The following is a 19,526-nucleotide window of genomic DNA, read 5'->3' as shown; positions in this document are numbered from 1 at the left end:
ATTACTCCCTCAACAAAATCTTATTAAAATAAAAGCTAATATCTCCATATATATGTAGATGAGGGAGGAGAATTTTCATGAAGGTCAGTGGATTATATAAAATAGAATGTTACATTTTCAGAGGAATTAACCGCTACTTTGATCAAAAAACGTTAAATCTCTTTTTCAGCAATATTACTCATATCGGTGGCGCGACTTTCTCTATCGCACTCACACTGTTCTTTTTAATTTTCGCAAGTGGAACTTTGCATCAAGCTGCAATTGCAACTGCTATTTCGCTAGCAATTAGCCATATTCCTGTGCAAATATTAAAAAGATGGTATCCACGAAAACGTCCTTATTTAACAATTCAGGATGCAAAATATCCAGTCCATCCATTACAAGACCACTCTTTCCCGTCTGGTCATACAACAGCCGTTTTCTCTGTCTTTATTCCATTTATTTGCTATAATCCAAACTTACTTATTTTCCTATTACCGTTAGCATTATGCGTCGGTATTTCGCGCATTTATTTAGGGCTTCACTATCCGTCTGATGTATTCGTCGGTATGTGCCTAGGCACTTGCTCTGGCATCATCTCTTTTTATCAATTCATCCCACTTTTCACATAAAGGAGTGATATGATGAGAGTCGCCATTTTTACCGATACTTTTACGCCACAAGTGAACGGGGTTGCGAAAACGTTAGAGCGGTTAACACGATATTTTCAGAAAGAAAAAATCGCCTATTCTGTTTTCGCCCCTCAGCATACAGCTGAAGATAATTTCGTAGCGAATGTGAACAAGATGAGAAGTATCCCATTAACAATATTATATCCAGAATGTCGCTTTTCTTTTCCTACTCCGCGCATTAGACGAGAACTTCTCTCCTTTAAACCTGACATGATTCACATTGCTACACCTTTCAACATGGGACTTTGTGGATTGTATTATGCAAAAAAGTTAAACATCCCAGTTGTCGGTTCTTATCATACTGATTTCGATGCCTATTTACGTTATTACAAAATCGAATTCCTCTCTAATATGCTTTGGAATTATTTAAAGTGGTTTCATAGTCATATGCAAAAAAATTTTGTCCCCTCTCCTGAAACATTACATCAATTAAAAAATAAAGGCTTTCAGGCTCTCTCTATTTGGGGACGGGGTGTAGATTGCAATCTTTTTCATCCCGCTTACAATACAGAAATATTCCGGAAAAAATATAATATTACAGCGAAGTATGTCCTTTCCTATGTTGGGCGGATTGCCCCTGAAAAAGATATTGATACGCTGCAAAATCTTATCGTTAAATCAGCGCATACTCGAAACGATATTCATTGGCTTATAGCAGGGGACGGTCCTCTAGCAACAAGTCTTCGTGAAGCTGTTCCGAAAACAAATGTCACGTTTACTGGCTATTTACAAGGCGTGGATTTAGCTGAAGCATATGCTTGTTCTAACATGATGGTATTTCCATCAGCTACTGAAACATTTGGAAATGTTGTACTTGAATCGCTTGCATGCGGTACACCTGTCATCGGTGCAAATAGTGGCGGGGTTAAAAATATTATTACAGATGGAAAAACGGGAGTTCTTTGTCCGCCCAAAAATGAGGACGTATTTCTATCATCCATTTATTCTTTATTACAAAATGAAGAAAAACTGGAGCAGATGGGAATAGCAGCTTCATCTTATGCGAAATCAAAAAGCTGGGATGAGATCTTTCGTGGCTTGCTTAGCCACTATGAAGAAGTCCTTCAGCATAACGCATCAGAGTTGCTTGCTTAAATAGAAAAACTCCCTTCAAAAAACGAAGGGAGTTTATTACACATTTATAAAATTCACTTAAATAATTAATACACAAGGTTAAATATCGATTTATTCCTATATTCATTATAACAAAAATAAACATAACTAAACAGACTTGTAATAAAAACCCATAAAAATTAATATATGGTTATACAGTATTTTTACTCTGTATAGTGATTTTAAGAATTCCCCTTAAAATCAACTTACTCACATACCTTTATACAGTAATTGTTCCCCAATTTCTGTATACCAAAAAACCTTTCATTTATTTGAAAGGTCTTTTTGAGCCTGCACATATTCTTCTTTCGTATTTACATTGATAAACCAATCCGCATTTGCTTGTACATCTTCACCAGAGACATACTTCACATTACATTGTGATAAAAGCTGACCCATACTTCTTTTTTCATCCTGTAGCAAAGCATAAATCTTTTCTTTCACGCGGTTATGGTACGCTGCAAGTAACGGCTGTTTTCTTCCATTAATAATAGGTACAACTGCATCATATTCATTACTCGTTTGCCCTAATAAAATGGTGAACCACTCATGCGAAACATTTGGCGCATCACATGGTATAATAGCGTACCAATCTGCTTCTATATATTCCATACCTGATACAATTCCAGCAAGTGGCCCGTTCCCTTTATAGTGCGGAATATCTTCTATAACAGGAACTTGTACGAGTTTCTCTACTCGCTCTTTTATATCAGAATGACTAATGACTACAACTTCTTGGAGCGTACTTGTCATCACTTTCAAAATATGCTCAATAAACGTACTACCTTGCCAGCTCGCTAACGCTTTCGGCTCACCGAATCGACTCGACATACCTCCTGCCAATACAATTCCAGCATACTTACTCATTGGCGATGCAGCTCAAATGTAATATGACCTAATTCCGGTAAAATCAATTTATTCATTGCAAGACGAACTGCGCCGCTAGATCCTGGCATCGAGAAGACAACTTTGCGCCCAATTGTACCACCAATCGCTCTACTTAGCATTGCGCTGCTTCCGATATCTTCTAAATAACTAATCATGCGGAACAACTCACCAAATCCAACAATTTCTTTATGTAATAACGCTGATACTGCTTCAATTGTGACATCACGCTTCGTAATACCAGTTCCGCCATTTGTTAATACAACATCGACATCTTCCCTATGATAACCAGCTAACACTGCTTGCTGAATACTTTCTTTATCATCTTTCACAATTTCATAAGAGGTCACTGTATGGCCTGCTTCTTTTAACAATTCATGTAATAGTTGTCCACTCTTATCCGTCTCTTCTGTACGTGTATCGGAAATTGTTACGATCTTGCAGCGCACTTCTTTTGGCGCTTGTTTTTTATGTTCGGTTACGCTCATTTTTTTATCTTTCCTTTCCTAAAGGCTTTTCTTCATTTTATCATACATACCTTTACACAATTATGTATGAAGCCGATAATACGCCATGATACAATATAAGTATACTAACCCACAAAAAGGAAAATGTATTTTCTTCTACTCCTAGACTACACATCTTTAGCTACCCTTTATATTTTCTTTCTAATGGAATTCAACTTTAAAACTTGTACTAAAAATAAATCGGAGGTCTACCTATTATGGAACTATACAAAAAATTAACAACAACATTCATCCTCTTATTTGTTGCTTCCATCACTGTCGGCTTTTCTCTAAAAGGAGCAATTCCATACGCTACATTAGTAAGTATTATATTCGCAACGCTTTTTTTACTAAGCAGTGCATTTTGCGCGGGTAAAGCACGTCAAATGAAAGGATAATCATCTATGTTCCGTAAGAAACCCACCCTTTGTAAATCATGTGAAAAAGAAATACAAACGTATGAAAAGGCTTGGATTCATATGCCACTTCCGGCAAATGGCATGACGAATATAAAAAAGTATATTGAACTAGAAGGCGAAGTGTATTGCAGTTCATGCATTCAAATTGTAAGTAAAACGAAATAAAAAAAGCTTTGCGCTCACTGCGCAAAGCTTTTTTTCATATATTATAGACCAGCTTGCTCTTTTAAAGCTGCAGCTTTGTCTGTACGTTCCCATGATAGATCTACATCAGTACGTCCGAAGTGACCGTAAGCTGCTGTTTGTTTGTAAATTGGGCGACGTAAGTCTAGCATTTTAATAATACCAGCTGGGCGAAGATCGAAGTTGTTACGAACTAGTTCTACTAATACGTCTTCAGATACTTTACCAGTGCCGAATGTATCAACTGAAATTGATACTGGTTGTGCTACACCGATTGCGTATGCAAGTTGTACTTCTGCTTTTTCAGCAAGACCAGCTGCTACGATGTTTTTCGCAACATAACGAGCTGCATATGCTGCAGAACGGTCAACTTTCGTTGCATCTTTACCAGAGAATGCACCGCCACCGTGGCGAGCGTATCCACCGTAAGTATCAACGATGATTTTACGTCCTGTTAAACCAGCATCACCTTGTGGTCCACCAATTACGAAGCGGCCAGTTGGGTTAATGAAGAATTTCGTTTCTCCATCGATTAATTCTGCTGGTACTACAGCTTTAATTACGTGCTCTTTTAAGTCGCGATCGATTTCTTCCCATGTAACATCTGGGTGATGTTGTGTAGAAATTACGATAGTATCAACACGTACTGGTTTACCATTTTCATCATACTCAACTGTAACTTGCGTTTTTCCATCCGGACGTAGGTATGATAATGTATCATTTTTACGTACTTCAGTTAAACGGCGAGCTAATTTGTGAGCAAGCGAGATTGGAAGTGGCATTAACTCTTGTGTTTCATTACATGCGAAACCAAACATTAAACCTTGGTCTCCTGCACCAATTGCCTCAATCTCAGCGTCAGTCATTTGACCTTCGCGTGCTTCTAGCGCTTGGTCAACACCCATAGCGATGTCAGCAGATTGCTCATCGATAGATGTTAAAACTGCACAAGTTTCTGCATCGAATCCGTATTTTGCGCGTGTGTAACCAATGCCTTGAATTGTTTCACGAACGATTTTTGGAATATCTACGTAAGTAGAAGTCGTAATTTCCCCCGCTACCAATACTAAACCAGTTGTTACAGTTGTTTCACAAGCTACACGTGCATTTGCGTCTTTTGATAAGATCGCATCTAAAATTGAATCAGAAATTTGGTCACAAATTTTATCTGGATGTCCTTCAGTTACAGACTCAGATGTGAACAGATGACGTTTTTTTGTCATGTGGTAAACCTCCCTACAGTAATTGTATATATTGTACGGAACTCATCCTTAATTTGCCACAGATTGCGACATACATTTATTCTCCCACACAAGCATACAGAAAAACCTTTCCTACTTTATATAGAGGAAAGGTTTAATTTGCTACTTGCATACTGCTTTTTGCCCTTCGCTCTTATCGTTCGAGACCTGTAGCCTCGCACAGGTTTTAGCACCTATTCACCTGTATTTACCACTACAAGTGAGGTTGCTGGGCTTCATCGGGCCTGTCCCTCCGCCAGCTCGGGATAAGAGAGTATCCGTCCCAACCTATACTAAAGAAATGATATTCATTTGTCAATTAATATTCACATTTTCGTGAAAGTTTTTCTCAATGCGCCTAAAATGAAATATTAATAAGGAAATAATGTATTCACACAAACAAAAAGAAATAAATAGTATACATTATTTATATAATTGTGTTATACTCTTGTTGGGGATTACGAGAAATATTTCATTAAATGAAAAGGATGGTATATAAATATGAGTACTGTGAATGTCCAAATTGGTTTACACGAATTATTGAACGGAAGCAATGCACAGATTCAACTAAGTGTTCCGCAATTAGTGGAAAAAGTATTAATGCGAAATGAAGGGAAATTAACTTCGACTGGTGCCGTTTCTGCTTCAACTGGAAAATATACAGGACGTTCTCCTAAAGATAAATTTATTGTGAAAGAAGCATCGGTTGCTGACAAAATTGCTTGGGGAGCTGTGAATCAACCGATTTCTGAAGAACATTTTAATAAATTATATACTAAAGTTTTAGAATACTTAAAAGAAAAAGAAGAGTTATTCGTCTTCAAAGGATTTGCAGGCGCGGACCGCAATTACCGTCTACCAATCCAAGTTATTAATGAATATGCATGGCACAATTTATTTGTACATCAATTATTCATTCGTCCAACTGAAGAAGAATTAACGACTCATGAATCAGAATTCACAATTGTTTCTGCACCAAATTTCAAAGCTGATCCAGCTGTTGACGGTACAAACTCTGAAGCATTCATTATGGTTTCATTCGAAAAACGTATCGTACTAATTGGTGGTACAGAATACGCTGGAGAAATGAAAAAATCAATCTTCTCTATTATGAACTTCTTACTACCTGAACAAGATATTCTTTCTATGCATTGCTCTGCAAACGTAGGTGAAGAAGGCGACGTAGCACTATTCTTCGGTTTATCTGGAACAGGTAAAACAACATTATCTGCTGATCCAAACCGTAAATTAATCGGTGATGATGAGCATGGTTGGTCTGATAACGGTGTATTCAATATTGAAGGCGGTTGCTACGCAAAATGTGTAAACCTTTCTCACGAGAAAGAACCACAAATTTTCGATGCAATCACATTTGGATCTGTTTTAGAAAACGTTATCATTAATGACCAAACGCGTATCGCAGACTATAACGATACTACTTTAACAGAAAATACTCGTGCTGCATACCCTATGCATGCGATCGACAATATCGTATTGCCAAGTGTTGCTGGACACCCAAATACAATTATTTTCTTAACTGCTGATGCATCTGGCGTATTGCCTCCAATCAGCAAGTTATCAAAAGAACAAGCTATGTACCATTTCTTAAGTGGTTACACTAGTAAACTAGCAGGAACAGAGCGCGGCGTTACATCACCGCAAGCAACATTCTCAACTTGCTTCGGTTCACCATTCTTACCACTTGATGCATCTCGCTATGCTGAAATGCTTGGTGAAAAAATCGAGAAACACGATGCAAAAGTATTCTTAGTAAACACTGGCTGGACTGGTGGCGAATACGGCGTTGGTAAACGTATGAACTTAGGTTACACTCGTGCAATGATTCAAGCAGCATTAAACGGTGAACTTGCGAAAACTGAAACAGCTAAACATGACATCTTCGGTCTTGAAGTTCCACTTCACGTACCAGGTGTACCTGACGAAGTGTTAATGCCTGAACAAACTTGGGCTGATAAAGCTGCTTACAAAGCAAAAGCAATCGAACTTGCAAATGAATTCAAAGCGAACTTCAAAAAGTTCGACAGCGTTTCTGAAGATATTATTAACTTAGGCGGTCCAATCGCTTAAGTGCAAACTTTCTGTTGGAATAACCCTTTACTCATATGAATAAGTGTCGTGTAACCGTAAAGTTCCGCGTACTCACCGACAAAACCCAATGCGGCTTAACGGTTACACACACTTACATAAAAAAGAAGCTTACGTTTTTTACGTAAGCTTCTTTCTATATCTTATATAAAGTGAAACGTTAATCTCTTCATCTGTGACTTCGTTTGTTAACTTACAGAAATTTCACTTTATAGTTATTTATTTTTAGTTTCCTATGATATAATTTACATATATAGGAAGGAGTGGAACCTATGAAAAACTTTTCTCATACAGGAAAAATTTTATTCAGTTATGGAGCAATCCAAATGTTTTGGGGACTTGTAATGCTTAACGTTAGTTTATTTGAGCATACAAGTGAAACGATAAAATATATTATTCTAATTACTGGAATAGTTTTTTGTATTATATCCAACTTTTTTAAAGAACCTAAAAGTCATACTAATACGTAATTTCATGTTAACTTATTGGAAGCAAAAACCTTTATTTTATGCAACGTTTCGCTTCCTGTTGTACTATCATCCCTTACTAGGCTAAATCCATTTTCACACATACAACTTACGGATACATCCCTCTAGTTTCACAACGTATGGAGCTAAAAAAAGATTTGGCGGCTTCTATTCCTCTCTGGAGCCTCTATTCCATCTAAAAAGAGGCTTTTTAGCTCTTCGTTAATTCTTTCTCATCTTTCATACTATAGTATCCTAAATTCACAACAATTAAGAAATAACCGCCCATAATCCCTACTGCAAATGCCCACATTACCATATGGTGCTCAATTTCGTACATAATAATGGCGCCTAAAATAGCAGCCGCAAAACGATTAAACATACCGAGCGTCGGCGCTTTCGTTTTCTTTACGATACTATCTCCAAGCTTCTCAATTCGTCTCCCTAAAAGCCAAACGCAATACATACTTACGATAAGTCCGATTCCTGCACCTAAAAAATGTGCTGAAAACGGTGTTAACATCCAGCCTAGTAAAAGAATACCTAGTATATAATACGATTGAATTTTAAACGACCTTAATGACATACTAATCATGCTGTTCTCCTCTTCAGTAATTTTTATCTATCCAACAAGAAATTTTTTTCAAGTTTATACTGCTTACATTCATTTCACTCAAATTAAAAACAACATAAACGGTATGTTTATGTTGTTTAAATATTTTTAGAAAATAATATTATACAAGATTTCAAAGATCATATCCTCATAATTTGTGACGTTTTTTCAAACATTTTTCGTCCATTTATGAAAAAAATGATATCAATCTATGAACATACGGATATGATGTAATAAGCACACAAATAAAGGGGGCGTCTAATGATTTATTTTTTAATGGCTCTCATTCACCTCATTATCCCTGCACTTATTGGGCTTTCATTGTATTGGTACACGAAGAACCATAGTATTTTCTACGCTGTCCTCGGTGTCCTTCTTCCGGGTATTATTCTGATCACTCTCTTCCGTATTCCATTTTTAAACTTAATTCCACTTATTACTGCGATCTTATTTCTCGTCTTCTTACCAAAAATAAAAAAATAGGAAAGCAGATCATAGGTGATCTGTTTTCCTATTTTGATATAGGTTCTCCTGCAGTAGAATGAATGTTTACTTTCTCCGATTTCACAAACCATAGACCGAAGAAAATAATAATTCCACCGATTATTTGTTGAAACGATACATATTCATCTGCCCATACAGCTGCAAATAAAACGGCAACAAGCGGCGTTATATACATATATACCATCGTATGTGACGCCCCAATTTTTTGAACGCCTACATACCACATCACTAAACCAAATACTGTTACAAAGAAAATAGAATATAGTAAAGCAAATAGGGTCATTCCATGTGTAATGTGAAATGGCATTGTAAATACATGTGGTCCACTTAATAATAAGAGCGGAATCGCGCCAACTAATGCTGACCATGCGGTAACACGTAATGCTGAATATTTTTTAATTAATGGACCAGCTAAAACAGGATAAAGCCCCCAGCATATTGATGTAATGAGTCCAATCCCATTCCCGTAAAAAGAACTAGCCAGTGAATGCCCTGCTACTAAAACTAAAGCTACCCCACCAAAAGCAATGATAGAACCGATGAGCTTTCGAGAAGAAAACTTTTCTTGTTTTAAGAAAATCGCAAATACAGTTGTAAAAATAGGTGAAATAGAAATGAGTAAAGAGGCATTTGTAGCGGATGTATATTTGACAGTTTCCATAAATAACGTTTGATACAGTACAATACCTACAACGCTAACGATAATTAATCTAGGTATATCTTTTCTCTCCATATAAACCGACTTTTCAATAAGAAATGTAAGGAGTAACATAAGCGGTGCCGCTGATATCATCCGAAGTGCAGTAAACTCAATTGCTGTAAATTCTAAAAGTCCATATTTCGCAATCGTAAAATTAATCCCCCAAATGATAACGACTGCTAAAATTAATAACTCAATTCCCCATTTTCTCATGCGTATCCCCTCCGCAAATAAGATTATACAGAAAATTCAATCACATGTACATTTCATTATGTGAAAAAATCTTTGTATTGTATGAAACGTTTTGGGGCATGAAATTATATCAGCGATTTTCTGAATATATCAGCGCAACTCTGATTATATCGGCGATTTTCAAAATATATCGGCGCAACTCGAATTATATCAGCGATTTTTTAAATATATCGACTTATCAACAAAAAACGACAATAATAGCGACTTATACAATAAAAAAGGTGGCTCCAAAATACGTTTTGGAACCACCTTTTCTTTACTACACTCGAACGTGTAACTTCATATTTGGATTATAAAATTGGCTCGGGCTCTTCAACTGAAAAGTCCCTCCACCTTCATGCCAATCAACTGTTAATTTATCATCCATAAATACAAGCTTTGTGCGATCTGCGATAAAATTCATTGCGCTAGATTCGATATCCACATCGCGCTCATCTTTTTCTGCTACAGCTACTAAATCGATAATGCCGCTCATTACACAACCGCAACCTTCATTATCGTAAAATAACTTTATATATTTCGCCTCATTTGGAATCGTATCCATAATTTTTTTATATGCTGCTTCTGTTACAGTAACGTACATATTCTAAACTTCATCCTCTCTTCTCGTATCCTTCATATATTGTACCACCATTTTTCTTTAAAAATATATACAGAAAATTACGAACAATATACAATGTATGTAGTAAAGGAGGTTGTATCACTCATGCTCAAATTACTGCGATACCCTATCTTCTTAAGTCTACTCGGTAGCTTTTCTATTTCTAGCGGAATGCTATTACAATATATACTTCCTTATTCTCCTTCTATTGGTTGGATTTTAGGTTTTATTTGTTTCCTAACCGCTTCTTATTTTGCTATGAAAAACAACTAATAGAAAAAGAATCAGGTCAAGGAGGATAATGCAACATGCCAGCTTTAAAAGAAATAGAACAATCACTCAATCACTTGTTCCAAATTGAAAAATATGGAAAAGATAGTGCCTTTAGTCGATTTATCCCATCTGTATATGATCCTATCCACTTTCCGTGGCAACAATTTTTCGAAATCAATTTTGTAGAGCTATTTAACGGTCTTATGATACGAGGAGCTGAAACTGTAAATAAAGTATTTTTAGCCGTTTTTCCTACAAATGACGTTCTTGAAACATTCATTTCACAGTCCACACCTGGTGATTTACTTTTTATGCACCACCCACTTGTAATGGAATGCGGTGATCCGCTTGGAAAATCAGGTCGTGGTTTTATTCCAATACCTGAAAAATATTTGCAAGCGATAAAAGAAAAACAACTTTCTATATATACATGTCACGGACCAATGGATGTTCATCAAACGCATGGAACGAGCATTTCAATTGCAAAATCTTTACATGCTCATGTAATTGACGGCTTTGCATATGAAGGCCCAGAACAAGAGCCAGTTGGCCTTATTTGTGAAATAGATGAAACATCAACAGAAGCACTCCAAAAGCGTCTCAAAAATCTCTTCCATATTCCTTACACAGACTTCGAAGGTAAACAACATGATTCTATCAAAAAAATTGCAATTATTGCGGGATGTGGTGATGTCGTTTCTCTTATGAAAGAAGCAGAAGCAAAAGGTGCTGAAGCATATATTACTGGGGAAATCCATTGCCATATCGACAATAACTACGGCAAACATAAATACTCGCTCATTATGGATTACGTAAACGAAACGGATATGTCACTCATCGGTGTATCACACTCTGCCTCTGAATATTTAGTGAAAGAGACATTGATGTATGAGTGGTTTAAAGAGAATTTTGAAGTGGATGTTACTTTGGTTCCACAGGAAAAATGGTGGTTATAGTATATAAAAGATATATCCATTTCAATTCTAAAAAAATCAATAACAGACAAACTCACTATATATTACCACCATAAAAATACCCATATTTTAGATTCAAAATTATATATAATACACCAATAGTGTACACACTTCCGGATTTTTATTCACAAAAAAGGGAGATCACTCTCAACTAAATGATTTCCCTTTTTAAAATATATTTTTTATTGTATCGGCAACATAACCTTCACCGTCGTTCCAACCCCAACTTCACTTTCAAAACTCATTTTACCGTTGTGATCTTTAATAATTTTTTCTGTAACTACTAAACCTAAACCTGTTCCCGTTTCTTTCGTTGTGTAAAAGGCTTCGTTTAACTTAGGAATTTTTTCTTTTGGAATGCCGCAACCCTCATCCTTCACTTGAATAATGATTGCATCTTCTACAGTCACTTTAATTGTAATCGTTCCGCCAACTGACATTGCTTCAATCGCATTTTTAATTAAATTAAAAAATACTTGTTTTAATCGTTTTTCATCGCATGTAATCGATGGTATGTCTTTACTATAAATACCTTGTATGTGCACGCCTTGATTTAATGCAGGCTTCCCCATAACTCGAATAACATAAGCGATAATTTCTTCTATATTATGAACTTCTGATTCTATTGATTTAGATTTCTCAAATCCACTAAGTTCTGTAGCTATTATATGAATTCGTTCTACTTCTTGTTTCATAATATCACTATATATTTTGTCCTCTGGATATTTAATCGCTTGCTTATTAACAAATTTATCTAAATTAGCTAAAGGTCTTTTAATTTTGTAACCAATAACTGTAGCCATTTTCCCAACAGTTGCTAGCTTTTCTGTTTGTTGTATTTCTTTATCCATCATCTCAAGCGTGCGAACGTAAGAGTGAAATCTTAAAAACATAATCCAACATATGATAGTAAATACGCTATATAATGCCATCGGGATTAAAACGAGTGACGAGTGAATGATGATTCCTGTAAGAGCGTATTTTCCAATAAGTATGCTCGGAACTAACCAAAAATATCTTTTATTCACAAAGAGTGGGGCAAATAAAATAAAAAATCCTTCTACTATATTCCCACCATCAAACTCAGCATCACTACCATAGTAAATCATAAAATTATGGATAAAATCTAATAGATTATATCCAATTAGTATAATATATTTCACTACAAATGGATTCTTCCATTTCATAAAGTATATTCCAGTGCAAAATAGGACCACCATCAGAAAATAAAGCCATAAACCTAAACCATCTTCAAATTGTCCTACTCCTTCTTGCTCTCCTCCTATTAAAGGTACAATAAATTCGTAGGCAAGATCGTATACAAAAAATATAATGAAAAATAAACTTAAAAATATTTTTAGCGCCTTCATTTCTTCATTTTTAAATATACCGTCTTTATTCATATGGTAACTCCTAGCTTTTCTCCCACTTGGATTTCACTATTTCCACGTTGTTTCGGGAGAATGATATCTATTCTAGTTCCAATATCTCTTTCACTTGAAATATGTAATTTACCAAGATGCTGCTCCGTAACAAGCCGATTCGCTACCGTAAGTCCCAAACCAATCTTATCTTGTTTCGTTGTATAAAAGGCTTCTGTAACACGAGCCAAATTTTCTTTCTTAATACCGTAACCATTATCGATTACACTTAGCATTACATAACCTTGTCCTTTATTTTCTAACCGTAACTCTAATGTGCCACCTTGCTCCATTGCCTCCAGAGCATTTTTTATGACATATAGAAAAACTCCTCGCATTTTCCGCTCATCACATTCAACTTCTATTATGCTTTCTTCAACATTAGAAATAAGCTGGACACTACATTCATTCATTTTTTCGTGAAGAATTGCTACTGCTTGTAATACAATTTCACCTATATTATGTTTCTTATAAATAGAGGGTTTACATGTAGCAACTTCCATCAATTCACTTATCATATTATTCATATTTTCTATTTCAAAAATCATCTGTTTGTAAATAGGGTCCTCCCCATGCTTCTCTCGTTGTAATTGCGTAAACCCTTTTAATGAAGCAAGTGGATTTTTAATTTCGTGTCCCACTGTCGCTGCCATTTTTCCGATTACTGCTAATTTTTGTGATTCACTAGCAACCTTAATGCTTTCCTTTACTGCTGAAAGGTATTGTATAAATCGATTTAAAATGATGTATGCTGCTATTAATACGAGTGTATACATAATGAGGAACATAAATCCTTTTACTTCTTTTAATACAAATAAATAAATCACATATTTCACTACAATAGTTGACAGTACAAACACAAAATATTTTTTATTTAAAAATATAGGTACAAAGAAGATGAGAATAATTTCTATTATATTTCCCCCATCAAATGCCGCCTCATTATAAAGCATATACGAAAGTATATTAGCAATTTCTATTCCTAAGTATGCAAATACACATGCATATTTAACAAGATTCGCTTTCTCTTTTTTTATTAAATATACATTCACACCGAGTATTGCAGTTCCGCAAATAACTTGCCATAGTACACTATATCCCTTATCTGTTAGTGATTTATTCTCTAATACAATTGCATAGAAAATTTGGTATGAAACAACAATGACATATAGCACCCACAAAAGGATTTTTGCATTCCTTTCTTCTTCTTTATATGATAGAAAACTGTCTTTCACTTCAACACCCCTTCAAAAAAAAATCTCGAAGTAATACCATTTATTATAATAAATGATTTTCTTAGACAAACAAAGAGAAATCGAACATTTGAGGTAAATCATTCCAACGGCACAATGTTTTCAAGCTATATGCAATCATAAAAATGATAAACAATAATACGTATATTATGTGGGAGAGATTTTATATAAGCGGCAAAGAATGAAGGAAATCCTGTTGTCTTAATAGAACAAAACCCTACGCTCCGGGTGAATAAATGTATGAAAGCTATGACGAAACAAAGCTTTTTGGAAAGAGCGTATGAATAGGAGGATCATTCATGTTTGTTACCGTCGAGAAAGATGTGCATATTTTTGTGCAAGATATTAATCCCGGCCCCAGTAGTAAAACTGTGTTCTTCGTCCATGGCTGGCCTTTAAATCATCAAATGTACCAGTATCAACTTAATGTATTACCACAGCACGGTTTCCGCTGTATTGCTATGGATATACGCGGAAACGGGCAATCTGATAAACCTTGGACTGGTTACACATATGATCGTTTAGCAGACGATATAGCCATCGTTTTAGAAGCACTTCAAGTCGAAAATGCTACATTAGTTGGTTTCTCAGTAGGTGGTGCTCTTTCTATTCGGTACATGTCTCGCTATAATGGTCATCGCATTTCTAAACTTGTATTAGTCGATGCCGTTTCCCCTTCTTTCGTTAAAAATCCAGAATCTCCCTATGGTGTCCCAAAAGAACAAGCAGATACTCTCATTAATCAAATGTATGCCAATATGCCTAAATTTTTAAATGATGTATCTTTATCATTTTTTAATAGAAACTTAGGATCTGCTACGTTAGAATGGTTTTCTTATCTCGGCATGCAGTCTGCTTCCTATGCTCTCATCAAAATATTGCAAGCAGCCGCAAATGAAGATGTAACGAAAGATTTAAGTAAAATTAACGTACCAACAAAAATATTCCACGGTATTCACGATCAACTTATCCCATACAAAAGCGCTGAACTTACGCAAAAACGAATTAAAAATTCTCAGTTACATCCTCTTACAAATAGTGGTCACGGCTCCCCAATCGATCAAGCGGATGAATTAAACGAAGAACTTATAAAGTTTTTGCATTCATAAAAGACGTACTACAAGTTTTTACAAAGATAAAATTCACATATTTCTCACAAATCAATTAATAAAACGATTACATTTTCATTTATACTAAATGTACAGGTAATACTCCCTAAACCCAGCTTGTCTGGTTACCCCGTTAAATACTATAAAAAAGAACTTGTATCGTTATACAAGTTCTTTTTGTTTTTCTATTTAAAAAGTATCTCTTTACTATACTGCTTTCCAGCAAGTAAATCATATTGAAGCATTTTATATTGCTCTAACATTTCTTTTTGTTCTTTCGTTAAATCTGTTATCTCTTCCCCATCTTTATTAACCTTTAACTCATCTCTAAGAACGGGTATTTCTTTATGCATTTTTGATAAAAATTGATAAAATGGTGATTGGTTTAATCCTGCATAATCAAAAACAAGACTAGAGAAATAAATTGGGCTTACTAAACCTAAATTGTCATTTGGCAAATCGAAATTCGCATACATTAGCAATGGTGTTTCTGACATAATTAATCTTTCTCTTACCGTCTCTTCATTTTCTATATATCCTGCTTCTTTATAAATAGATTTATTAGTTCCTAACATAGGTAAATGATCTCCAAAGAAGACTAATAAAGTAGGCCTGTCTAACTCATCAAGCTGCTCTACTAAATATTGGAGAGCTTCATCAGACAACCTTACACCTTCTGTATATGCTTCTAATTCTGCCTTCGATTCCTCTTCTGTTAATCCACTAATTTCTATTTTGTTTTCCCCAAACATATTTGGTTTATATGGAAAATGATTTTGCATCGTCACCGCATGAATAAATGTAGGTTGTTTTCTCTTTTTTAATTCATCTATTATTTCTTTACTCATAGATAAATCACCGATATTATCTCCAACTACTTCTTTGTTTTTCATCGTATCTTCTGCATTAAAATTATCGAATCCTAATGTTTTATATACATCTTCCCGTTTATAAAACGATCGGTTAAAAGCATGGATTGCACTTGCATAATATCCTTGTTTCTTTAATTCACTTGCAACTGATGGGATTTCTTTCTGACTTGGAATAGCTTGCTGATACGGTATAGAACCTGGCATTAAAAGACTCATTGAGTAACTCGTTAATGCTTCAAATTCTGTGTTTGCTGTATTCCCTCCAAATGTAGGAGCTATCGTTTGTCCCCCTGGGAAATTCTCTGTATAACGATGTAAATTCGGCACTGGATCTTCGCTAAATGAAAGATTCGTTAGTTTTGTCGGATCCCAAAAAGCTTCACTCATAATAAATATAATATTTGGCTTCTCTACTTTTGTTTGTGCCTTTACTTTACCGCTATATTGTTTTTCTATATCCTTTGCAATTTGCTGCATATTTTCTTTTGAATATCCCTCTGGCTCTTTAATAACTGTCGTATCTAAGTTACTTAAAAATCCAATAATAAAACCATTCGCTTTATAATTTGCAGCTTGATTCCATGCACGAATATCTACTCCACCTTTTATAAATAAATCATTCATAAAGGTAGTAGGATAGTTACTATATCCATACAACATAAACCCAGATCCACATATTAAAATAATCCTCATAATAATATGTGATTTTATAACTGGAATATACTTTCGTATATACGTAACTACAAGCACAATCAAAACAATGCCAACGATTGTCAGGAACATATTCCAAAAACTGAAATAATCCATAACCATCGGTATAACGGAATCCATATGACCAACCTGTGTGAAATCAGACGGATAGAATGGTTCTCCTCTAAAAATAAGCTTAAAATGGTTCACCATCATAAAAATAATTAAAACTAAGCTAGTTATCGTTGTACTTAAGAAAACTCTTCCAAACAAATTATATGCAAAAACGTATACCATATAAATAAATAACAGACTTAATATATACTGCCCATATTGTAAATACACCCATGTATTTACTACTATAAGATTCATATCCTCCTGCACGATGATATACATCCAATTCATTGTATGAGCGATTAAAAATAATACGACATACACTCGAATAGCCGGCCTAAGCTTATGGCTGATACCTTTATTCAAATGAATGATGTATAGTAGTGCACTCCACAAAACAATAATGAGTATACTTAGCGGTATTTTCTCATTAAAAAAATCTTTCGTTTTCTCAAATTCGAAAGACCTTAATATAACAAAGAATAGCGTTTCTAAACAGATCGCCCACATTCCACTAAGAATGATAGAAATTAATAGATTCTTTCTCGGTTGCTGAGTAGAGAAACTAAAATGAAATTCATCTCTTCTTCGTTGCTGTGTAAAAACATTAAAACGCAATTTATTCCCTCTTTCCTTTACCCCTTCGTCTCGCATCAACAAACATATTGTCATATACAAAATAACATATTTGTATACAGTTAGTCTCCCTATGTGTTTGTATTATACACATATCCCCTTAATTTTCCCTTAAAAAATACAACTTCTTCATCTCTTCTATATTCTAGTAGCATAATAAATGAACTATTCTTCATAAAAATATTACCATAAGAAAAGAACCTACCAACAATGACAGGTTCTCCTTCATTTTAACAGACATGGACATATTTATCATATAAGAGAATACATCCATGCTTTCCATATAATACATACAAGTACGATAAATACAAAATCAAAAAAATCTAATCTCGGACCCTTTTTCATATTCATCTCGAGCCACATATGAATCCATTTTATTTTTGTATATTTTTGAATGTTTTTCTTTGCAAATCGGTAAACGAGTACTTGCATAATAAAAAATCCGACTACAAAAATGAACAAGAAAATGAGAAAATCGACCACAAAATTCCTCCCTATTTTTGCAGTGATTTTTCTACTATATGATTTCTCAAAACCCACTCTTCAAATTGGGCACTTCCAAATTCCCAGCTAAGATCATGAGCATGTACAGAAAAAACGTAATGGCCAGCATATTCGTCCATAAATCTACCCGTCTCAATTTCATCTTTCTGAACACCATATGCTCCAAAATTAAAATACACATCCCAAACGTCTTCATTCTTCCTTTTATAAGCAATCGATTCCATATCACATTCTGTTCCGAAATAATCAAGATGTAAATGTACGCTATCATCATATTCGTACTCCATTTTATCACCCCTTATATTTGTACTTCTTTATCCCCCAAAAAATTCCTGCTATCTACACTCACATATGGGCACTTACCTACATATCATGCTTGTAGAGTGACTTCTAGGAGGTGTTATACAGTGAAAAAAGTAATAGCTGTTTTTTGCATCATGTTATTAGCTGTTTTTACATTTGCTGCTTGCAGTAGTAAAAAAGAAGGTACGAAAGAACAAACTCAAAACATTCGCATCGGCGAAGTTACCCACTCTCTCTTCTATGCCCCGTTATATGTCGGGATTGAAAAAGGATTTTTTAAAGATGAAGGATTAAATGTTGACCTACAAACAACAGCTGGCGGAGATAAAACGATGACGGCCCTATTATCTGGCGGTATTGATATCGCCCTCGTCGGTTCTGAAACGTCCATTTACGTTCATCAACAAGGAGCAAAAGATCCTATCATTAACTTCGCACAACTTACACAAACAGATGGAACATTTTTAGTTTCGCGTAAAAAATTAGATTCTTTTAATTGGAATGACGTAAAAGGTGTTACGTTTTTAGGACAGCGTAAAGGCGGTATGCCGCAAATGGTTGGAGAATACGTTTTAAAGAAAAATGGCATTGATCCTCACAAAGATACAAACTTAATTCAAAACATTGAATTTGCTAACATTGCAAATGCCTACGCATCTGGTACGGGAGAATTTGTCCAGCTCTTTGAACCGACTGCAAGTATATTCGAAAAAGAAGGAAAAGGTTATATCGTCGCTTCGTTCGGAAATGAATCTGGTACCGTTCCTTATACCTCTTTCATGGCAAAAGAAAGTTTTCTGAAAAAGGATAAAGCTGCTGCTGAAAAATTCACACGAGCACTCTATAAAGCACAACAATGGGTTGATACTCACAGTCCAGAAGAGATTGCTGATGCCGTTTCTCCGTTATTTAAAGACACTTCAAAAGACATTACAGTAAAAGTAATTGAACGGTATAAAAAGCAACATTCTTATGCGACAAATCCGCTATTAGATGCTGAAGAATGGAAACAGCTCCAAACGATTATGAAAGAAGCTGGCGAATTACAAAAAGAAGTTCCACATGAAGCGCTCGTCAATACAAAAATTGCCGAGAGCGTTATTAAGAAATAGAGGC

The 19,526-nt window shown here is 35.1% G+C and carries 22 protein-coding genes and 1 riboswitch; of the genes, 11 read left to right on the top strand and 11 right to left on the bottom strand.

Going from position 1 to position 19,526, the window contains the following annotated elements; genetic code table 11:
• The first annotated feature begins 77 nt into the window (after positions 1 to 77).
• Together AC0L0O_RS00635 and AC0L0O_RS00630 are read left to right on the top strand one after the other, a co-directional pair.
• Complete coding sequence (locus AC0L0O_RS00635; RefSeq protein WP_000868599.1) at positions 78 to 611, top strand: phosphatase PAP2 family protein; 534 nt, start codon at positions 78 to 80, stop codon at positions 609 to 611.
• A 12-nt stretch (positions 612 to 623) separates the two neighbouring features.
• Entirely contained in the window at positions 624 to 1,766 is a 1,143-nt protein-coding gene (locus AC0L0O_RS00630; protein ID WP_001261630.1) for a glycosyltransferase family 4 protein, read from the top strand.
• A 282-nt stretch (positions 1,767 to 2,048) separates the two neighbouring features.
• Here AC0L0O_RS00630 and AC0L0O_RS00625 read toward each other — a convergent pair whose 3' ends face one another.
• Together AC0L0O_RS00625 and AC0L0O_RS00620 are read right to left on the bottom strand one after the other, a co-directional pair.
• Positions 2,049 to 2,651: a molybdenum cofactor guanylyltransferase gene (locus AC0L0O_RS00625; RefSeq protein WP_473785601.1), complete on the bottom strand. Its 603-nt coding sequence runs from the start codon at positions 2,649 to 2,651 to the stop codon at positions 2,049 to 2,051.
• Entirely contained in the window at positions 2,648 to 3,157 is a 510-nt protein-coding gene (locus tag AC0L0O_RS00620) for a MogA/MoaB family molybdenum cofactor biosynthesis protein (RefSeq protein ID WP_000117134.1), read from the bottom strand. The genes AC0L0O_RS00625 and AC0L0O_RS00620 overlap by 4 nt, the downstream gene beginning before the upstream one ends.
• A 236-nt stretch (positions 3,158 to 3,393) precedes the next feature.
• On the opposite strand from AC0L0O_RS00620, the gene AC0L0O_RS00615 reads away from it, so the two are divergent.
• Both AC0L0O_RS00615 and AC0L0O_RS00610 read left to right on the top strand, forming a co-directional pair.
• Positions 3,394 to 3,573, top strand: coding sequence for a hypothetical protein (locus tag AC0L0O_RS00615; protein WP_000424805.1), 180 nt, complete (start codon positions 3,394 to 3,396; stop codon positions 3,571 to 3,573).
• A 6-nt stretch (positions 3,574 to 3,579) separates the two neighbouring features.
• Complete coding sequence (locus AC0L0O_RS00610) at positions 3,580 to 3,759, top strand: hypothetical protein (RefSeq protein ID WP_000488706.1); 180 nt, start codon at positions 3,580 to 3,582, stop codon at positions 3,757 to 3,759.
• Between the two features lie 41 nt (positions 3,760 to 3,800).
• Here the strand turns inward: AC0L0O_RS00610 and metK are convergent, their stop codons facing one another.
• Positions 3,801 to 5,000: a methionine adenosyltransferase gene (metK, locus tag AC0L0O_RS00605; protein WP_000163125.1), complete on the bottom strand. Its 1,200-nt coding sequence runs from the start codon at positions 4,998 to 5,000 to the stop codon at positions 3,801 to 3,803.
• Positions 5,001 to 5,169: 169 nt separating this feature from the next.
• Positions 5,170 to 5,291, bottom strand: a riboswitch (SAM riboswitch).
• A gap of 228 nt (positions 5,292 to 5,519) precedes the next feature.
• On the opposite strand from metK, the gene pckA reads away from it, so the two are divergent.
• Together pckA and AC0L0O_RS00595 are read left to right on the top strand one after the other, a co-directional pair.
• Positions 5,520 to 7,106: a phosphoenolpyruvate carboxykinase (ATP) gene (gene pckA, locus AC0L0O_RS00600; RefSeq protein WP_000108802.1), complete on the top strand. Its 1,587-nt coding sequence runs from the start codon at positions 5,520 to 5,522 to the stop codon at positions 7,104 to 7,106.
• A 290-nt stretch (positions 7,107 to 7,396) separates the two neighbouring features.
• Positions 7,397 to 7,594 (top strand): hypothetical protein, encoded by a 198-nt coding sequence (locus AC0L0O_RS00595; protein WP_000787961.1) that lies wholly within the window; start codon positions 7,397 to 7,399, stop codon positions 7,592 to 7,594.
• Positions 7,595 to 7,802: 208 nt separating this feature from the next.
• Here AC0L0O_RS00595 and AC0L0O_RS00590 read toward each other — a convergent pair whose 3' ends face one another.
• On the bottom strand, positions 7,803 to 8,186 hold the full coding sequence (locus AC0L0O_RS00590) for an ATP synthase subunit I (protein WP_000624926.1): 384 nt from the start codon (positions 8,184 to 8,186) through the stop codon (positions 7,803 to 7,805).
• A gap of 279 nt (positions 8,187 to 8,465) precedes the next feature.
• Here AC0L0O_RS00590 and AC0L0O_RS00585 point away from each other — a divergent pair, with 279 nt between their 5' ends.
• Complete coding sequence (locus tag AC0L0O_RS00585; RefSeq protein WP_000639043.1) at positions 8,466 to 8,687, top strand: hypothetical protein; 222 nt, start codon at positions 8,466 to 8,468, stop codon at positions 8,685 to 8,687.
• Between the two features lie 28 nt (positions 8,688 to 8,715).
• Here the strand turns inward: AC0L0O_RS00585 and AC0L0O_RS00580 are convergent, their stop codons facing one another.
• Together AC0L0O_RS00580 and AC0L0O_RS00575 are read right to left on the bottom strand one after the other, a co-directional pair.
• Positions 8,716 to 9,621, bottom strand: coding sequence for a DMT family transporter (locus tag AC0L0O_RS00580; RefSeq protein ID WP_473785600.1), 906 nt, complete (start codon positions 9,619 to 9,621; stop codon positions 8,716 to 8,718).
• Between the two features lie 298 nt (positions 9,622 to 9,919).
• Positions 9,920 to 10,243 (bottom strand): iron-sulfur cluster biosynthesis family protein, encoded by a 324-nt coding sequence (locus tag AC0L0O_RS00575; RefSeq protein ID WP_000289561.1) that lies wholly within the window; start codon positions 10,241 to 10,243, stop codon positions 9,920 to 9,922.
• A gap of 123 nt (positions 10,244 to 10,366) precedes the next feature.
• Between AC0L0O_RS00575 and AC0L0O_RS00570 the strand changes: the two genes are divergently transcribed.
• Complete coding sequence (locus AC0L0O_RS00570) at positions 10,367 to 10,534, top strand: hypothetical protein (RefSeq protein ID WP_042510800.1); 168 nt, start codon at positions 10,367 to 10,369, stop codon at positions 10,532 to 10,534.
• A gap of 35 nt (positions 10,535 to 10,569) precedes the next feature.
• Positions 10,570 to 11,490 carry a Nif3-like dinuclear metal center hexameric protein gene (locus tag AC0L0O_RS00565; RefSeq protein ID WP_001111100.1) on the top strand — a complete coding sequence of 307 codons (921 nt, stop codon included), beginning with the start codon at positions 10,570 to 10,572 and terminating at the stop codon, positions 11,488 to 11,490.
• Between the two features lie 200 nt (positions 11,491 to 11,690).
• Here the strand turns inward: AC0L0O_RS00565 and AC0L0O_RS00560 are convergent, their stop codons facing one another.
• Both AC0L0O_RS00560 and AC0L0O_RS00555 read right to left on the bottom strand, forming a co-directional pair.
• Positions 11,691 to 12,911 carry an ATP-binding protein gene (locus AC0L0O_RS00560; RefSeq protein WP_042510798.1) on the bottom strand — a complete coding sequence of 407 codons (1,221 nt, stop codon included), beginning with the start codon at positions 12,909 to 12,911 and terminating at the stop codon, positions 11,691 to 11,693.
• A complete protein-coding gene (locus tag AC0L0O_RS00555; RefSeq protein WP_473785599.1) occupies positions 12,908 to 14,164 on the bottom strand; it encodes an ATP-binding protein in 1,257 nt (418 codons plus the stop codon). Before AC0L0O_RS00555 ends, AC0L0O_RS00560 begins: the two co-directional genes overlap by 4 nt.
• Before the next feature lie 317 nt (positions 14,165 to 14,481).
• Between AC0L0O_RS00555 and AC0L0O_RS00550 the strand changes: the two genes are divergently transcribed.
• Positions 14,482 to 15,291, top strand: a complete 810-nt coding sequence (locus AC0L0O_RS00550) for an alpha/beta fold hydrolase (RefSeq protein ID WP_000498264.1) — start codon at positions 14,482 to 14,484, stop codon at positions 15,289 to 15,291.
• A 185-nt stretch (positions 15,292 to 15,476) separates the two neighbouring features.
• On the opposite strand, the gene AC0L0O_RS00545 is transcribed toward AC0L0O_RS00550, so the two are convergent.
• From AC0L0O_RS00545 to AC0L0O_RS00535, 3 genes are all read right to left on the bottom strand, one after another.
• Entirely contained in the window at positions 15,477 to 17,621 is a 2,145-nt protein-coding gene (locus AC0L0O_RS00545; RefSeq protein ID WP_014300325.1) for an LTA synthase family protein, read from the bottom strand.
• A gap of 234 nt (positions 17,622 to 17,855) precedes the next feature.
• Complete coding sequence (locus AC0L0O_RS00540; RefSeq protein WP_000227429.1) at positions 17,856 to 18,086, bottom strand: hypothetical protein; 231 nt, start codon at positions 18,084 to 18,086, stop codon at positions 17,856 to 17,858.
• Between the two features lie 11 nt (positions 18,087 to 18,097).
• Complete coding sequence (locus tag AC0L0O_RS00535; protein ID WP_000455575.1) at positions 18,098 to 18,394, bottom strand: DUF3986 family protein; 297 nt, start codon at positions 18,392 to 18,394, stop codon at positions 18,098 to 18,100.
• A 120-nt stretch (positions 18,395 to 18,514) separates the two neighbouring features.
• On the opposite strand from AC0L0O_RS00535, the gene AC0L0O_RS00530 reads away from it, so the two are divergent.
• Positions 18,515 to 19,522: an ABC transporter substrate-binding protein gene (locus AC0L0O_RS00530; RefSeq protein ID WP_000755566.1), complete on the top strand. Its 1,008-nt coding sequence runs from the start codon at positions 18,515 to 18,517 to the stop codon at positions 19,520 to 19,522.
• The last annotated feature ends 4 nt before the right edge of the window (positions 19,523 to 19,526 follow it).

It is taken from the genome of Bacillus sp. GS3m_15504 (assembly GCF_055825275.1).
Note: the sequence above shows the minus strand (reverse complement) of the source record. Positions and strands in the feature narration are given on the sequence as shown.

Coding starts and splice junctions, on each gene's coding strand:
- AC0L0O_RS00635 (WP_000868599.1), top strand. CDS start 78: ATGAAGGTCAGTGGATTATATAAAATAGAATGTTACATTTTCAGAGGA.
- AC0L0O_RS00630 (WP_001261630.1), top strand. CDS start 624: ATGAGAGTCGCCATTTTTACCGATACTTTTACGCCACAAGTGAACGGG.
- AC0L0O_RS00625 (WP_473785601.1), bottom strand. CDS start 2,651: ATGAGTAAGTATGCTGGAATTGTATTGGCAGGAGGTATGTCGAGTCGA.
- AC0L0O_RS00620 (WP_000117134.1), bottom strand. CDS start 3,157: ATGAGCGTAACCGAACATAAAAAACAAGCGCCAAAAGAAGTGCGCTGC.
- AC0L0O_RS00615 (WP_000424805.1), top strand. CDS start 3,394: ATGGAACTATACAAAAAATTAACAACAACATTCATCCTCTTATTTGTT.
- AC0L0O_RS00610 (WP_000488706.1), top strand. CDS start 3,580: ATGTTCCGTAAGAAACCCACCCTTTGTAAATCATGTGAAAAAGAAATA.
- metK (WP_000163125.1), bottom strand. CDS start 5,000: ATGACAAAAAAACGTCATCTGTTCACATCTGAGTCTGTAACTGAAGGA.
- pckA (WP_000108802.1), top strand. CDS start 5,520: ATGAGTACTGTGAATGTCCAAATTGGTTTACACGAATTATTGAACGGA.
- AC0L0O_RS00595 (WP_000787961.1), top strand. CDS start 7,397: ATGAAAAACTTTTCTCATACAGGAAAAATTTTATTCAGTTATGGAGCA.
- AC0L0O_RS00590 (WP_000624926.1), bottom strand. CDS start 8,186: ATGATTAGTATGTCATTAAGGTCGTTTAAAATTCAATCGTATTATATA.
- AC0L0O_RS00585 (WP_000639043.1), top strand. CDS start 8,466: ATGATTTATTTTTTAATGGCTCTCATTCACCTCATTATCCCTGCACTT.
- AC0L0O_RS00580 (WP_473785600.1), bottom strand. CDS start 9,621: ATGAGAAAATGGGGAATTGAGTTATTAATTTTAGCAGTCGTTATCATT.
- AC0L0O_RS00575 (WP_000289561.1), bottom strand. CDS start 10,243: ATGTACGTTACTGTAACAGAAGCAGCATATAAAAAAATTATGGATACG.
- AC0L0O_RS00570 (WP_042510800.1), top strand. CDS start 10,367: ATGCTCAAATTACTGCGATACCCTATCTTCTTAAGTCTACTCGGTAGC.
- AC0L0O_RS00565 (WP_001111100.1), top strand. CDS start 10,570: ATGCCAGCTTTAAAAGAAATAGAACAATCACTCAATCACTTGTTCCAA.
- AC0L0O_RS00560 (WP_042510798.1), bottom strand. CDS start 12,911: ATGAATAAAGACGGTATATTTAAAAATGAAGAAATGAAGGCGCTAAAA.
- AC0L0O_RS00550 (WP_000498264.1), top strand. CDS start 14,482: ATGTTTGTTACCGTCGAGAAAGATGTGCATATTTTTGTGCAAGATATT.
- AC0L0O_RS00545 (WP_014300325.1), bottom strand. CDS start 17,621: ATGCGAGACGAAGGGGTAAAGGAAAGAGGGAATAAATTGCGTTTTAAT.
- AC0L0O_RS00535 (WP_000455575.1), bottom strand. CDS start 18,394: ATGGAGTACGAATATGATGATAGCGTACATTTACATCTTGATTATTTC.